Annotated in this window: 13 protein-coding genes, 2 tRNA genes and 1 pseudogene; 8 read left to right on the forward strand and 8 right to left on the reverse strand. The window is 66.6% G+C overall.

Features of this window, described 5'->3' with window-relative positions; translation table 11 throughout:
• The first annotated feature begins 99 nt into the window (after nucleotides 1-99).
• Nucleotides 100-1,173 (forward strand): 4-hydroxyphenylpyruvate dioxygenase, encoded by a 1,074-nt coding sequence (gene hppD / locus ACWPN8_RS33625; protein ID WP_492243924.1) that lies wholly within the window; start codon nucleotides 100-102, stop codon nucleotides 1,171-1,173.
• A 149-nt stretch (nucleotides 1,174-1,322) separates the two neighbouring features.
• Here the strand turns inward: hppD and ACWPN8_RS33630 are convergent, their stop codons facing one another.
• On the reverse strand, nucleotides 1,323-2,468 hold the full coding sequence (locus tag ACWPN8_RS33630) for an AI-2E family transporter (RefSeq protein ID WP_492243925.1): 1,146 nt from the start codon (nucleotides 2,466-2,468) through the stop codon (nucleotides 1,323-1,325).
• 414 nt (nucleotides 2,469-2,882) lie between these two features.
• On the opposite strand from ACWPN8_RS33630, the pseudogene ACWPN8_RS33635 reads away from it, so the two are divergent.
• The 3 genes and pseudogenes from ACWPN8_RS33635 to ACWPN8_RS33645 all read left to right on the forward strand — a co-directional run.
• Nucleotides 2,883-3,128: pseudogene (locus ACWPN8_RS33635) on the forward strand (carbohydrate-binding domain-containing protein); the annotation flags it as partial.
• 400 nt (nucleotides 3,129-3,528) lie between these two features.
• Nucleotides 3,529-6,033, forward strand: coding sequence for a carbohydrate-binding domain-containing protein (locus tag ACWPN8_RS33640; RefSeq protein WP_492243926.1), 2,505 nt, complete (start codon nucleotides 3,529-3,531; stop codon nucleotides 6,031-6,033).
• 314 nt (nucleotides 6,034-6,347) lie between these two features.
• Nucleotides 6,348-7,139 (forward strand): phytochelatin synthase family protein, encoded by a 792-nt coding sequence (locus ACWPN8_RS33645; protein ID WP_492243927.1) that lies wholly within the window; start codon nucleotides 6,348-6,350, stop codon nucleotides 7,137-7,139.
• A 7-nt stretch (nucleotides 7,140-7,146) separates the two neighbouring features.
• On the opposite strand, the gene ACWPN8_RS33650 is transcribed toward ACWPN8_RS33645, so the two are convergent.
• Nucleotides 7,147-7,560, reverse strand: a complete 414-nt coding sequence (locus ACWPN8_RS33650) for a hypothetical protein (protein ID WP_492243928.1) — start codon at nucleotides 7,558-7,560, stop codon at nucleotides 7,147-7,149.
• Nucleotides 7,561-7,716: 156 nt separating this feature from the next.
• On the opposite strand from ACWPN8_RS33650, the gene ACWPN8_RS33655 reads away from it, so the two are divergent.
• Both ACWPN8_RS33655 and ACWPN8_RS33660 read left to right on the forward strand, forming a co-directional pair.
• Entirely contained in the window at nucleotides 7,717-8,307 is a 591-nt protein-coding gene (locus tag ACWPN8_RS33655; protein ID WP_492243929.1) for a DUF3305 domain-containing protein, read from the forward strand.
• Entirely contained in the window at nucleotides 8,300-8,869 is a 570-nt protein-coding gene (locus ACWPN8_RS33660; protein WP_492243930.1) for a DUF3306 domain-containing protein, read from the forward strand. Before ACWPN8_RS33655 ends, ACWPN8_RS33660 begins: the two co-directional genes overlap by 8 nt.
• A gap of 5 nt (nucleotides 8,870-8,874) precedes the next feature.
• Here the strand turns inward: ACWPN8_RS33660 and ACWPN8_RS33665 are convergent, their stop codons facing one another.
• From ACWPN8_RS33665 to ACWPN8_RS33675, 3 genes are all read right to left on the reverse strand, one after another.
• Nucleotides 8,875-9,621, reverse strand: coding sequence for a glucose 1-dehydrogenase (locus ACWPN8_RS33665; protein WP_109447270.1), 747 nt, complete (start codon nucleotides 9,619-9,621; stop codon nucleotides 8,875-8,877).
• Nucleotides 9,622-9,830: 209 nt separating this feature from the next.
• Nucleotides 9,831-9,907: transfer RNA gene (locus ACWPN8_RS33670), tRNA-Asp, on the reverse strand.
• Between the two features lie 4 nt (nucleotides 9,908-9,911).
• A tRNA-Asn gene (locus ACWPN8_RS33675) sits at nucleotides 9,912-9,987 on the reverse strand.
• Between the two features lie 217 nt (nucleotides 9,988-10,204).
• Here ACWPN8_RS33675 and ACWPN8_RS33680 point away from each other — a divergent pair.
• Nucleotides 10,205-10,783 (forward strand): hypothetical protein, encoded by a 579-nt coding sequence (locus tag ACWPN8_RS33680; RefSeq protein ID WP_098736158.1) that lies wholly within the window; start codon nucleotides 10,205-10,207, stop codon nucleotides 10,781-10,783.
• A 61-nt stretch (nucleotides 10,784-10,844) separates the two neighbouring features.
• Here ACWPN8_RS33680 and ACWPN8_RS33685 read toward each other — a convergent pair whose 3' ends face one another.
• The 3 genes from ACWPN8_RS33685 to rnhB form a co-directional block, all read right to left on the reverse strand.
• A complete protein-coding gene (locus ACWPN8_RS33685; protein WP_109048991.1) occupies nucleotides 10,845-11,228 on the reverse strand; it encodes a dihydroneopterin aldolase in 384 nt (127 codons plus the stop codon).
• A gap of 88 nt (nucleotides 11,229-11,316) precedes the next feature.
• The gene (locus ACWPN8_RS33690; RefSeq protein ID WP_098736160.1) at nucleotides 11,317-12,399 is read right to left on the reverse strand and encodes a site-specific DNA-methyltransferase; all 1,083 of its coding nucleotides are present in this window, start codon (nucleotides 12,397-12,399) and stop codon (nucleotides 11,317-11,319) included.
• Between the two features lie 89 nt (nucleotides 12,400-12,488).
• Complete coding sequence (gene rnhB / locus ACWPN8_RS33695) at nucleotides 12,489-13,154, reverse strand: ribonuclease HII (protein WP_492243931.1); 666 nt, start codon at nucleotides 13,152-13,154, stop codon at nucleotides 12,489-12,491.
• A gap of 223 nt (nucleotides 13,155-13,377) precedes the next feature.
• Here rnhB and ACWPN8_RS33700 point away from each other — a divergent pair, with 223 nt between their 5' ends.
• On the forward strand, nucleotides 13,378-13,875 hold the full coding sequence (locus ACWPN8_RS33700; RefSeq protein WP_109096491.1) for a YchJ family protein: 498 nt from the start codon (nucleotides 13,378-13,380) through the stop codon (nucleotides 13,873-13,875).
• Nucleotides 13,876-14,090: the final 215 nt, after the last annotated feature.

The following is a 14,090-nucleotide window of genomic DNA, read 5'->3' on the forward strand; positions in this document are numbered from 1 at the left end:
GTCCTGCCAAAATCATAGGTATGCCCGCCTCACTTTGAAAGCTCTTTCCACGGATGGTCCGGCATACTGATCGCAGGACAATCCAAGGGAGGGGCGATCATGGCCGACATGTGGGAAAACCCGATGAAGACCGACGGATTCGAGTTCATCGAATTCACGGCGCCGGACACCGTGGCGCTGGGCCGCCTGTTCGAGCAGCTGGGCTTCACGGCAATCGCCCGCCACCGGTCGAAGGACGTCACGCTCTACCGCCAGGGCGACGTGAACTTCATCGTCAATGCCGAGCCGTCGGGCTTCCCGCGCAACTTCGCCGCCCAGCACGGCCCGTCGATCTGCGCCATCGCCTTCCGCGTCGGCGACGCTGCCTTCGCCTACCGCCGCGCGCTGGAGCTTGGCGCCTGGGGTGTCGAGACCCGCGTCGGTGCGATGGAACTGAACATTCCCGCCATCAAGGGCATCGGCGATTCGCTGATCTATCTCGTCGACCGCTATGCCGACCGCGGCAGCATCTATGAGGTCGATTTCGTGCCGCTGCCGGGGGTGGACCAGCATCCCCAGGGCGCCGGCCTGACCTACATCGACCATCTGACCCACAACGTCCACACCGGGCGGATGGAGGAATGGGCCGAGTTCTACACCCGCCTGTTCGGCTTCCGCGAGGTCCGCTACTTCGACATCGAGGGCAAGCTGACCGGACTGCGGTCGAAGGCGATGACCAGCCCCTGCGGCAAGATCCGCATCCCGATCAACGAGTCCGCCGACACCAAGTCGCAGATCGTCGAGTATCTGCGCGACTACAAGGGTGAAGGCATCCAGCATGTGGCGCTCGGCACCAACGACATCGTCCGCACCGTGGAGACGATGCGCGGCATGGGCACCCCGTTCCAGGACACGCCCGACACCTATTACGAGTGCGTCGATACCCGTGTGCCGGGCCACAACCAGGATCTGAAGCGCCTCCAGGCCAACCGCATCCTGGTCGACGGTGCGCCGACCGAGGGCCAGGGCCTGCTGTTGCAGATCTTCACCAAGACCGTCATCGGCCCGATCTTCTTCGAGATCATCCAGCGCATCGGCAACGAGGGCTTCGGCGAGGGCAACTTCAAGGCGCTGTTCGAATCCATCGAACTCGACCAGATCCGCCGCGGCGTGCTGAGCGAGAACGCGGCCTGATCCTCAGCCAATTACACAGGCAGGGTTCCGAACGCTGCCCGGTCGCAAGGCCGGGCAGCTTTCATGCGTCTGGAACAGCGGGTTCGAGACAAATATTTCCATAATTCCGCTTATGTGTTTTTCTGTCCTCACGAAAGGTTGCCCCTCCCTCACTCTGGATGGGTATGGGCGTCGAAGCGCTCGCGGTCGCTCTTGTCGCTCATGAAGATGGCGAAGGGACGCAGGGCGTCGGCGTGGTTCAGGGTGATGGCGATCAGCACCGCCATCGGAGCGGCCAGCAGCGCGCCGGCCGCTCCCCACAGCCAGCTCCACAGCAGAAGCGCGATCATCACCACCAGGGGCGAGATGGCCAGCTGCTTGCCCTGCATATGGGGAGCCACGAAGTTGCCCATCACCTGTTCAATCACCAGCAGACCGCCGGCGACCGCCATCGCCGTGCCGGCATCTTGTGTCGCCAATACCAGAAGCACGGGCAAGGCGCCGGCCACCACCGATCCCACCACCGGCACATAGTTCAGCAGAAAGGCGAGAAAGCCCCAAAGCAGAACCAGATCCACCCCGAACAGCGACAGCCAGCCGATATAGAGCGCGCCGGTGATCAGCCCCAGCACGCTGCTGACCACCAGATAGCGGCGGAACTGCTGGGCGATGGCGGTTACAGCCTCCACCGCCATGCGGCAGCGCTCACGGCCGAGCGTCATGACGATCTTCTCGCGCCAGACCGGTGCCTCCAACTGCATCAGCAGAGACAGGAAGACGGTCATCACCAGGATCGACACCGTCTGTCCGGCAGAGGACAGGGCGGCCTTGGCGAAGCCGGTGATCGGATCGACCGGCACCTCACCGCCCTGCCCGGTCCCTTGCGCCGCCCCTTGTCCTGCCTGGGCCGTCAGGTCGGCCTTGGCGCCCTGGAGCCAGCCGTTCACCTTGGCCCACAGCTTTCCCAGCGCGTCGGCATAGTGCGGGAAATCCTCGGCCACCCGCTGCGCCACCAGGGCCATCGAACCGAAGAAAGCGGCGAGGATGGCCAGGATCAGCAGCATCGATGCGGCCAGCCCCAGCCAGGACAGTCGGCGCGGCACGCGGTCGCACACCCAGCGGGCGACCGGGGCCACCGCAACGGCGACGAAAAAGGCCGACACCAGCGGGATCAGGATGGAGGATGCTGCCTGCAACACCCACAGCGACGCTGCCCCGGCAATGATGCCCAGCAGCCAGAGCGCCAGCTTGACGCGGTCGATGCGTCCACCATCGGCGGCCCTGCCCTCCCCATTGCCGCCCAGTCCACCGTCCATGCCGTCCGCCCCCCTGCCGATGCGCCACATGGTGGCTCAAGCTAGACGCGGAAACAGGGTGTCCGGTTCCATTCTTTCAGCGCGATATCCTGACAACGCATGCAACCGGGGTTCGCAAGTCGGAACGCTCAAAAACGATAAACCGCATTCATTGATAAGGCTTCCATCAAATAGAGGCGGTCGAGTCCCAGGTAACCGGGCAAAAATTGCCGATCAATTTCTGCCAGACAGCCAAGGTGGCCTGAGTTTCATTTTTCTCTGATTCTCATAAAAAACAATCGTCCGCTTTTTGTCTCATTCATGCCACGGGAAACGCCCTCATTCATAATTTCCTAACCATAAGTGTTAGTACCCGATTAAGGCTAACAGACGAGCCTTTGGAACGAAGCGATACCCATAAAGCGGAGTTCCAAAATGGCTACCACCAACACCGACGGCACGATCCAGGTCACCTTTGCGGTCAATGCCTGGGGCGCGGCAGCCGGCGGAAAATGGCCGCATTTTCAACTGCTTCTGGATGGCAAGAGCATCGGTGAGGCCACCGTTTCCTCCGCCACCCAATCCCGCTACGTCTTCACCGCGACCGTGCCGGCCGACAAGGCGCATGCGCTGCAGCTGATCTACGACAACGACGATACGGTTAACGGCGAGGACCGCAACCTGTTCGTCAAGTCGTTCGAGGTGAACGGCAAGACCATCCTGTCGATCGATCCCTCGGTCAAGTACGACACCGGCAAGATCGACGGGCTGAACGTCATCGCCGGCCAGACCGAGATGTATTGGCCGGGCGCGCTGAACGTGCCGCTGCCCGCCACCCTGTTCCCGTCCGCCGCTGTGCCGGACGCCGAAACGGCCGCCACCATGACCACGACGATCAAGGTCAGCGCCTATGGCGCCAGCGCCGCCGGTCAGGCCCCGCATTTCAAGCTGCTGGTCGACGATCAGGTGGTCGGCGATGCCTGGGTCAGCGCCACCTCGCCCACCGACTACACCTTCACCGCCAAGGTGGACCCGAACGAAGCCCACAAGATCCAGAATCTGGTACGACAACGACGCCACGGTGAACGGCGTCGACCGCAACCTGTTCGTCAAGTCGATCAACATCGACGGCAAGACCATCGCCTCGACCTCCGACATGGCCTCCTACGACAAGGGGGCGGTCGACGGCAAGTTCGTCGTCGCCGGCCAGGAAGGCCTCTATTGGGGCGGCGCCCTCACCTTCGGCGTGCCGGAGGAGTATTTCGGCGGCGCCTATGTCCCGCCGCCCCCGCCGCCGCCGAGCAAGGCGGTGGACATCGTCGTCAACGCCTACGGCACCTCGGCCGGCGGGCAGGCCGCGCATTTCAAGCTGCTGGTCGACGGGCAGGTGATCGGCGACGCCAAGGCCGCGGCGACCACCACCGGCTACAAGTTCACCGCCAACGTCGACCCGACCAAGGCCCACACGGTCCAGGTCTGGTACGACAACGATGCGACCGTGAACGGCGTCGACCGCAACCTGTTCGTCAAGTCGGTCGTCATCAACGGCAACACCGTCGCCGCCACCGACAGCATCGTCACCTATGACAAGGGTGTCGTCGACGGCAAGGACGTGGTCAAGGGCCAGGAAGGCCTCTACTGGGGCGGCGCCCTGAACGTCAAGGCCGGGGCCGACCTGTTCAGCAACACCCCCGCCACCCAGACGCCGGTGCCGACCGCCCCGACCAAGCCCGCCTTCTACGTCGCCGCCAACGGCAAGGACACCTGGTCCGGCAAGCTGTCCGCCCCCAACGCCGACGGCACCGACGGTCCCTTCGCCAGCCTGGAGAAGGCGCAGGCCGCCATGCGGGCCAACCCGGCCATCGACACCACCTATGTCCGCGAGGGCACCTATCACCTGACCAAGACGCTGGAGCTGACCTCGCTCGACAACGGCCACAGCTTCCAGAACTATCCCGGCGAAAAGCCGGTGCTGAGCGGCGGCGAGGTGGTGAAAAGCTTCACCAGCGAGGGCAACGGCCTCTATTCGGCCAAGCTCGGCACCGCCAGCAACCTCGACCTGATCGTCGGCGACGTCCGCCAGCATCTGGCCGAGAAGTTCGCCTACGACGCCGCCGACGTCACCAGCGGCTGGCACTTCGCCGACGCCGCCTCGGGCGGGCCCAGCGGCTGGTCGATCCGCTCGCACGGCACCGACGTGACCGCCGCCGACATCCAGCCGGGCACGCTCATCCAGATCATGGATGCCGAGCGGCTGGGCGACACGCTGGGCACCATCGCCAGCTTCAACGCCTCCACCCGCACCATCACGCTGAAGAACGGCGCCTCCCTGCCCTTCGCGGAAGGCACCACCTACAAGCTGCTGAACAATGCCGCCTATGTCGATCAGGCCGGCGAGTTCGCCTGGCGGACGTCGGACGGCAAGCTGCTCTACAAGGCCGCCAGCTCCGGCTTCGTCTCCAGCGGCGTCGAGGTGCCGCGGCTGGACACGCTGATCAAGCTGAACGGCGCCAGCAACGTCACCATCGACGGGCTGACCTTCAAGAACACCACCACCGGCGGCGACGCCCTGCTGCTGACGAAGTCGAGCGGCAACCACATCAGCGACAACAGCTTCCTGAACGTCGGCACCGCGATCAAGCTGACCGCCGCCTCGTCCAACAACGACATCGCCCACAACACGCTGAACCATCTGGCCGAAAACGGCATCGAGATGGACGGCCGCAGCAACGGCAACAGCATCTACGGCAACAGCATCAGCAACATCGGCGAAGTGCGCAAGGCGGTGTCCGGCATCATCGGCACCGGCGTGGACAACAACCTGATCTCCAACAACGACATCGACCACAGCGCCCGCTACGGCATCTCGTTCAAGGATTACGGCGGCACCACCAACACGGTGAACCACAACAACATCATCCAGTACAACAACATCTCCTACACCGGGCTGGAGACCGCCGACGGGGGCGCCATCGAGATCCTTGGCCGGTCCAGCGCCGACACCGGCATGATCATCCAGGGCAACCGGATCGAGCATGCCAATGGCCTCGCCACCAGCAACCAGGACACTTGGATGTTCGGCCAGAAGGGCTTCGGCATCTATCTGGACGACATGGCCGGCGGCATCACCGTCAAGGACAACTTCATCAAGGACGCCGACTGGGCTTCGGTGCAGATCCATGGCGGCGACAACAACGTGGTGACCAACAACTTCTCGGTCATCGCCAGCAACAAGGAAGACTTCATCCGCATCGAATGGCAGCCGGTGCACGGCACGGCCGGCGACCCGCACAACAACACGATCACCAAGAACGTGGTGATGGGGACCCTGCCGCTGGACGACTACATCGAGCTGCTGAGCGCCAACGACTTCGTCATCGACAACAACCTTGTCTTCAACGTGCCGAAGTACGGCGATCACGACGTGATCGGCAAGCCGATGTTCGCCAACGCCTATTGGGGCGACTATTCGCTGCTGCCGACCTCGCCCGCCTTCGCGATGGGTATCCACGACCTCGCCTGGGCCAAGATGGGCGTCGACGGCGTCGCCGCGGTGGGCCTGGAGCATTTCTGGGACGGCGTCTGATCGCCCGATCCTGAAGCCGGTCATAGGGGGCCGGCGCATCGGGGGTACGCCCTCGACGTGCCGGCCCCGGCGGTGGGCGGAGCCTGTTTTGCTCGAGGTCGAGCGACGGAGGCTTCGCCCACATGCGTTTCGGAAATCCCTTCAGAAAAGACCACAGGCGCCCGGCACAAGCGCAATCGGCGCAGCCTTGCCCCCGGCTTGGCGTTCGCGCCGCAGCGCACCATATCCAGACCGCGCTCCGCTGCGGACAGGCCCAAGCTGTACCGATCGGGGTGCATTCCCATTCCAGACCGGACGGACCGAGACAGTTTCCGATGACGCAAGCGACGTGGACGGCAGGACGGACCGCAGGAGCCGTGGCGATGACCCTGGGGGCCTGCCTGCTGCTGTGGGCTGCCTGTGCGGCAGGGCCGGCCTCGGCCCAACAGGACGACAAGAAGCCCAAATTCGGCCCGGACGCCGTGCCGATCACCCGCTCGGTCGATTTCGTCCGCACCACGCCCGCACCGGATTACTGGGCGCTCAGCCCCTATTACGTGCCGCAGACGACCGGCGCCTCCTGCTCGGTGGCGAGCGTGACCATGATGCTGAACGCGCTGCGCGGGTTGCCCGGGCTGGCGTCGGAACGGCTGGTCACCGCCAAGCAGCTGCTCGACCGGCTGGACGACGATCATTGGCGCGACGCCACCGCCGACGATGGCGAGGGCATCTCCTTCGGCGAGCTGATCACCTATGTCCGCCGCAGCCTGAGCGCCTACGGCATCGACGCCGAGGTGGAGGTCTGGCGCCCGCGCGACACCTCGCCCGCCACGCTGGCGGAGCTGCGCCGCATCCTGTCGGACAATGAGCGCAGCGCCGACGACATCATCCTGCTGGCCTTCGACCAGGGCACCCTGACCGGCGACATCGGCCTTGGCCACATCGCACCGCTCGGCGCCTATGACGCGGCGAACAAGCGCGCGCTGGTAATGGACCCCGACCGCGCCTGGTACGTCCCCTACTGGACCAGCGACGCCCGGCTGCTGGAGGCGATGCTGAAGCCCGACCGCGCCGACCCCGAGGGCAGCGGACTGATCCGCGTCCGCAGCCGCCGGGTCTCCGGCTGAGCGTCCTTTACTTCACTTCCTGACTGGTCAGGTCGGAGGGGTTCTGCGACCGGGTCGGCTCGTTCGGCTGGTCCGGTTCGCTCGCCCATTGGTTCGGGCGCGGCACCGGGTTGCCGTTGAGGTCAGGCGGCGCCCGGCGCACGTCGGCGAGCGCCTGCTGCAACTCCTGGCTGCCCGTGGCGGCGGAGCTGGACGGGTTCGGCGGCTTGGTGCCCTGAGCGGTCGGGTGCGGATCCTGGCTCTGCTGAACCTTGCCGTCGCGGGCGAGCGCGTCGCCGGCAGACTCCTTCGATCCGGACTCGACCGGAGCGGCGGCCGGCTGCTGGCTCTGCGGCTGATCCGCCTGCTGTGCGGCGGCACCGACCAGCGGCAGGCCGGACAGGAGCCCCGACAGCAGCAGGGCGGCGGCGAATTTGCGCATGGCGCATCCTTCCATTGGAGAATCGGCCGGCGGGCCTTTCGGGGAAAGCCGTTGGAGTCCAATGCGCAACGGCACCAAATGGCCGGCCGCGCGTTGTACCGGGGACAGAGTCCGGCTTTCAGGCCGTCCGGTCCCAGCCCATCAGGAACACCGACAATGCCCAGCGAGTTCCCGTCCTCCGCCGCCCCCTCCTCCACTGCCGCCGCTTCCGCCAACGTCACCGCTCCCGCCTCGCTCCAGGACCGCGCCGAACGGCGCAGCGTCGGCGTGGTGGTGGAGCGACGGCGCGTCGACAATCCGTGGATCGAGGCGCGCTGGCAGCCGGTGATGCTGGTCCCGGCCGACCCCACCCTGCCCGACTGGAGCGTGCTGGCCGAAGGACCCGACTGGACACGCCATTACGCCGGCACCGCCGAGATCGCCCTGTTCCCGACCGAGGCGGAGAACTACAAGCACAACCTCGACGGCGGCACCCCCAGTGCCTACGTCATCCTGCGGCCGGGCGGTCCGGCACCGGGGATGCAGTTGCTGGCGGTCACCGCCGACCCCGGCGAGATCGATGCCCACGCCGAAGCCGGCGACGACGTGATCGAGGCGCTGCCGCTGCCGATCCCGCTGGTGCTGTGGATGGACGGCTTCGTCGCCCGCCACTTCGTCGAGCGCCCTTTCCACAAGCGCAAGCGCGACCGTGCCGACCCGGAAGCCCTGGCGCGGCACCGCAAGCCCGGATTGCCGCCGCATGGCTGAGCACGGGGAGGAAGGTTTCCTCGGCCGCTGGTCGCGGCTGAAGCGCGAGGTTCAGGTCGAGGAGCCGGCGGCACCGCCGCAGGAAGCCCTGCTGCCCGAGGCCGTGCCGCCTGAACCGTCGCCTGGAGAGACCGGCGAGGAGGTGGCGGACCTGCCTGCGCTGGACAGCCTTGACGCAGGCAGCGACTACACCGGCTTTCTTCGCCGCGAGGTGCCGGCGGATTTGCGGCGTGAAGCCCTACGACGGGCCTGGACGAGCGACCCGGTCATCGCCGGCTTCCGCGGCTTCGCCGAATATGACTGGGACTACAACGCGCCGGGCTATGGCGCCCTGCGCCCCACCGACGACATCGCCCGCCTGCTGAACGCGGTGCTGCCCGACGAGAAACGGGAGGAGGACGAGGCGGTTGTTAAGGACGAGGCGGAAGTGGCCGGGCTGTCGCCGGAGACTGCGGAGCCAGCCACCGCGCTCCCTCCCCAACCCTCCCCCGCGATGCGGGAGAGGGGGGTGAGTGCGGAACCAGAGGAGGCCCCTCTCCCGCCGAAGGCGGCAGAGGGTTAGGAGCCTCAGATACACCGCCCGCCATCGACCTCCAGGCACACACCGGTCAGGAAGTTCCCCTCGTCGGAGCAGAGATACAGCGCCGCGTTGGCGATGTCGGCCGGGGTGGACAGACGTCCCAGCGGGATGCTGCTGCGGAACTGCTCGCGGCGTTCGGGCGTGTCCTGGCCCATGAAGCGGTGGAGCATGCCGGTCTCGCCCGCCACCGGTGCGATGGCGCAGACGCGCACATTGTCGGCCGCCAGTTCCGCCGCCATCGATTTGGTGAGCGTGATGACCGCCCCCTTGGAGCCGTTGTACCAGGTCAGGTTCGGCCGTGGCCGCAGCCCGGCGGTCGAGGCGATGTTCAGGATCACGCCGCCGCCATGGGCGCGGAACACCGGCACGGCGTGGATGGCGCTGTGGTAGATCGACTTCACGTTGACGGCATAGATGCGGTCGAAGGTGGCCTCGTCCACGTCCAGCATCGAGCCGTAGCGGTGGGTGTAGCCGGCATTGTTGACCAGGATGTCGAGCCGCCCGAACTCGCCCAGCGCCGCCGAGACGATGGCCTCGTAATCCTCCCCGACCGCGACGTCGGCGCGGACGGCGAGTGCGGTCTCTCCCAGGCTGTCGGCGACGCGGCCGGCGGCGGCCTCGTCCAGGTCGGCGACGATGACGCGGGCCCCTTCGGCGGCGAAGCGTCGGGCGATGCCCTCGCCGAAGCCCGATCCCCCGCCGGTGACGACGGCGACCTTGTCAGACAAACGCATGAGCGGTTCCTCCCCGGCAATTCTCGATCCGAGATGCGCACGGCCGTTGCGGCGCGCGGACTCCGTTCAACAGGGAACCGGCGCCATCGGCCGCATCGTGAACACGGCGAAGATCGTGAACACGGCGAAGAATGCATGATAGCGCGAAGCTGCCCTGTGGGGCAGTCGCCATCATCCGCTACATCGTTTTGGAGAGATGGAGGAGAGAATGGCGCGAGTGACGGGACTTGAACCCGCGGCCTCCGGCGTGACAGGCCGGCGCTCTAACCAACTGAGCTACACCCGCGCTATGGCTCCCGGTGCTGGACTCGAACCAGCGACAAGCGGATTAACAGTCCGCTGCTCTACCAACTGAGCTAACCGGGAACGGAGGCCCGCCTTATATGGCCGCTGGCGAAAGCTGGCAAGCGGAAAAATGCAAAGCTCTTCATTTTTCCGGAAAAAGGCGGTTTCCGCGCCCTCCGCCTGTGACATTCCAGCCGCGCCGCAGCCATGGGTTGCCGGCGCACAGGCTCGCCCTTGACAGTCCGGAGCATCTCAGGCTTTTTCTCGCCTCCTCTCCCCACCATTGCCGCAGGCCCCGATGTCCGAGGTCGTCCCCTTCGCCGCCGCCCGCGAGGCGCTGCTCGCGCGCCTGACCGAACAGCTGCCGCCCTCGTCGGAATGGGCGGGCCGGCTGATGCTGATGCCGGAGGGGCGCCGGGTGGAGCCGATGCCGGCGGCCGACGCGGTGGAGTCGCTGCGCGCCTTCCGCGCCGGGCTGGGCGAGGCGGTCGGCGCCGCCGCCTGCTCGGTCGGCGGGGTGTGGGTCGGGCGGGAGGATTGCCTGGACTGGGACGGGCTGCTGGCGCCGCTGGCGGTCGCCGCCGCCTATGTGGTCGGCCGCACCCAGTCCGCCGGCGGTTTCGCCGCGGAACTGTTCCGCTGCAAGGACGCGCTGGCCGGTTGGGGGGTGCGCGGCCTGCGCGGCGAACCGGCGGTGGCGCGTGCCGCCGGCTATGCCGTGGTGTCGGTCAGCCGCCGCCCGGACGACAACGAGATCGTGCTGGACCGGGTGATGGACACCTTCGCCTTCGTCATGCGCAGCCTTGGCGAGCCGACGGTAGCCGCAGCCGACATGGACCGCCGGCTGGTCAAGCGGGCGGTGCCGTTGCGGCGATAAGAAATTTTGCGTTAAGACAGAGTTCGGTGAGTGCTGAATCCGCCCTCACGCTTGCGCGCCCTTATCCGCGGGCGCGCTCGATCTCGACGCCGACGCTGGCGGCGTCGGGGAACACGTCCAGCTTTTCCACCCGGACCTTGGCCACCGTCACCCGCGCGTCGGCGAGGCAGCGCTCGGCGATGCGTTCGGCCAGCGTTTCCACCAGCGTGACGTGGCCCTGGGTGACCACGCCCTTGACGATGGTCGCCATGTCCTCGCCGGTAACGCCGGGGGCGATCACGTCGAGGTCAAGGTTCAGGCGGATGCGCTGGGGCTTCAGCCGCTCGTGGGCATAGACGCCGATCAGCGCATCCATCACCAGATCGCGCACGAAACAACGGGTGGACAGCGTCGCCGGGGCCGAACGCGGCACCGGGGCGGTGACGGTGGCGAAGAGCTTGTTCATGGCCGACAGCCCTAACACGGCAACGCCACCGCTGCCAAGCAACCGTCCCCGCTAGCGCCTATGCCGGACGGACAGGTCTGGGATGGACTCAGTGCATTTCCGAGCGGATGCGCTCGCGCAGCACGTCGATCGGGCGCAGATCCTCGCCCTCTTCGTAATGCCAGAAGGTCCAGCCGTTGCAGGCCGGCAGGCCGGCCATCGCCGCCCCCACCTGATGGATCGAGCCGCGATGGTCGCCGCGCGGGCCGGAGCCGATCAGTGTGCCGTCGGCGCGCACGCGGGCGGCGACGCGGCGGCGGTGGTCGAACAGGGTCGAGCCGGGGCGCAGCAGCCCGCGCTCCACCACCCAGCCGAAGGGAATGCGCGGTGCGGCGCGCTTCGGCGGGGTGTCGAGGATCGCCGCCTCCGGTGCCTCCTCCACCGCGTCGATGCGGGCCTGGGCCGCCTTGACGTAGGTGTCGTCGCGCTCCAGCCCGATCCACTTGCGGCCCAGCCGCTTGGCGACGGCCCCGGTGGTGCCGGTGCCGAAGAAGGGATCCAGCACAACGTCGCCGGGACGCGACGAGGACAGGATCACCCGGTACAGCAGCGATTCTGGCTTCTGCGTCGGGTGGGTCTTCTTGCCGTCCTCGTCGCGCAGCCGTTCGCCGCCGTTGCAGATCGGCAGCAGCCAGTCGCTGCGCATCTGAAGATCCTCGTTGAGGCTCTTCATCGCGTCGTAATTGAAGCGGTAGCGCGCATCCTTGTCGCGGGCCGCCCAGATCATCGTCTCGTGGGCGTTGGCGAAACGGGTTCCCCGGAAGTTCGGCATCGGATTGGTCTTGCGCCAGACGATGTCGTTCAGAATCCAGAATCCCAGATTCTGCAGCGTGGCGCCGACCCGGAAGATGTTGTGATAGCTGCCGATCACCCACAGCGAGCCTTCCGGCTTCAGGATGCGGCGGGCGGCCGCCATCCAGTCCTGGGTGAAGCGGTCATAGGCCTCGAAATCGTCGAACTTGTCCCACTCGTCATCCACCCCGGCGACGCGGGTGTGGTTCGGCCGCAGCAACTCACCCCCCAACTGCAAGTTGTAGGGCGGATCGGCGAAGATGAGATCGACCGAAGCGGGCGGCAGATCGTTCATGAGAGCGATGCAATCGCCGACCAGGATACGGTTTTCAGGGAGCATTTCACGACCGGCAAAGAACTGGGACTCGGCCGGACAATGAGTCTCGACCGAGTCGCCGTCAACAGCTTTCTTTGCCAAGTGACGACGGCTCAGCCGCTCAGTGCCCTTTGGCGTTTCACTGGTGCAAAACTGACTCGGTGATGCGGCGTGACACCGTGGCGGGTCAGCGCGTCCAGATGCTCCGGTGTCGGATAGCCGGCGTTTCGGTCCCATCCATAGTGTGGATACTGGACCGACAACCGCAACATCTCGCTGTCGCGCGCCACTTTGGCGAGAATAGAGGCGGCGGCGATGGACTGGCTGCGGCTGTCGCCCTTGACGACCGCCACCCGCTCGCACGCGATGTCGGGGGTGAATTTGCCGTCGATCAGCGCCGCGTCGGGGGCCGGGCCGGGCAGCGCCAGATAGGCCCGCTTCATCGCCAGCAGCGTCGCCTTGTGGATGTTGAGTTCGTCGATCTCGGCGGCCGACGCCTCGGCGATGGCGAAGGCCAGCGCATGCGCGCGGATCGCCGGTTCGATCTCCTCGCGCAGGCGCCGGTTGACCGCCTTGCTGTCGTCGATCAGGGCGGCGATCTCCGGCGGCAGCCCTTCGGGCGGCAGCACCACGGCGGCGGCGACCACCGGGCCGCAGAGCGGGCCGCGCCCGACCTCGTCGATGCCGCAGACGCGGCGTCCGGGACCGAAGCCGGCCTCCAGCGACAGGTCCGGGCGTTGCCGGGGGATGGCGGCTTTGCGGGGCGCTTTGGCAGGCATGGGAGCGGGCAGCCTTCCGGGCAGCAGTTGAACGTCGGTTGGAATGGGGCCGCTTGATAGCGGCGGCGGAGTCCGCGCGCAAGGCCACCGCCGATCGTGCCGCAGATTGCGGCCTTTTGCGCCAACCAGCCTCTTGAGAAGCGGCGCACGGCTGCGCTATGGATGCGCCCCGCGAAGCCGGACAGCATCCATCACCCGCCCCGCCATCACCCGAGAGCAGGCCATGACCGACACGACCCAGACCGCCGCCGAATGCCCCTGCCGTTCCGGCAAGCCGCTGGACGCCTGCTGCGGACCCTATCTGGCCGGCATGCCCGCCCCGACGGCCGAGGCGCTGATGCGGTCGCGCTATTCCGCCTTCGCCACCGGCAACATCGACTATCTGCACGACACGCTGCTGCCCAGCACCCGCGACGACTTCAACCGTGAAGAGATCGAGACCTGGGCCAAGAACAGCGTGTGGACCGGCGTGGAGATCCGTTCGACCGAGGACGGCCAGCCCGGCGACAGCGAGGGGATCGTCGAGTTCGTCGCCCGTTTCAGCATGAACGGCAAGCCGATGACCCACCACGAGACCAGCCGCTTCACCCATACGGACGGCCGCTGGTACTATGTGGACGGTCAGCTGGGCGCCCGTCCGCGCAGCGGCCCCAAGGTCGGCCGCAACGACCCCTGCCCCTGCGGCAGCGGCAAGAAATACAAGAAGTGCCACGGCGCCTGACCGGTTCGGCTCTTGAGTCGCGGCTGAATCGTCACGCTGCATCTGCACAAAAAACCGCCGAAGCGCCCCGCCCCGCCTGCCCGTCAGGCGGCGGCGGAGTTTTTGTTGTGCGCGGATGGTGAAAATGCGCAATCCCGATTGAATTATGGGTCGGAACCGATCATCCTTCGCCTGCCCTGTTCCGGGTGTCCCTTCTTTGGTTTTTGCCGGGATGG

The organism is Azospirillum sp. UENF 112521, assembly GCF_058780665.1.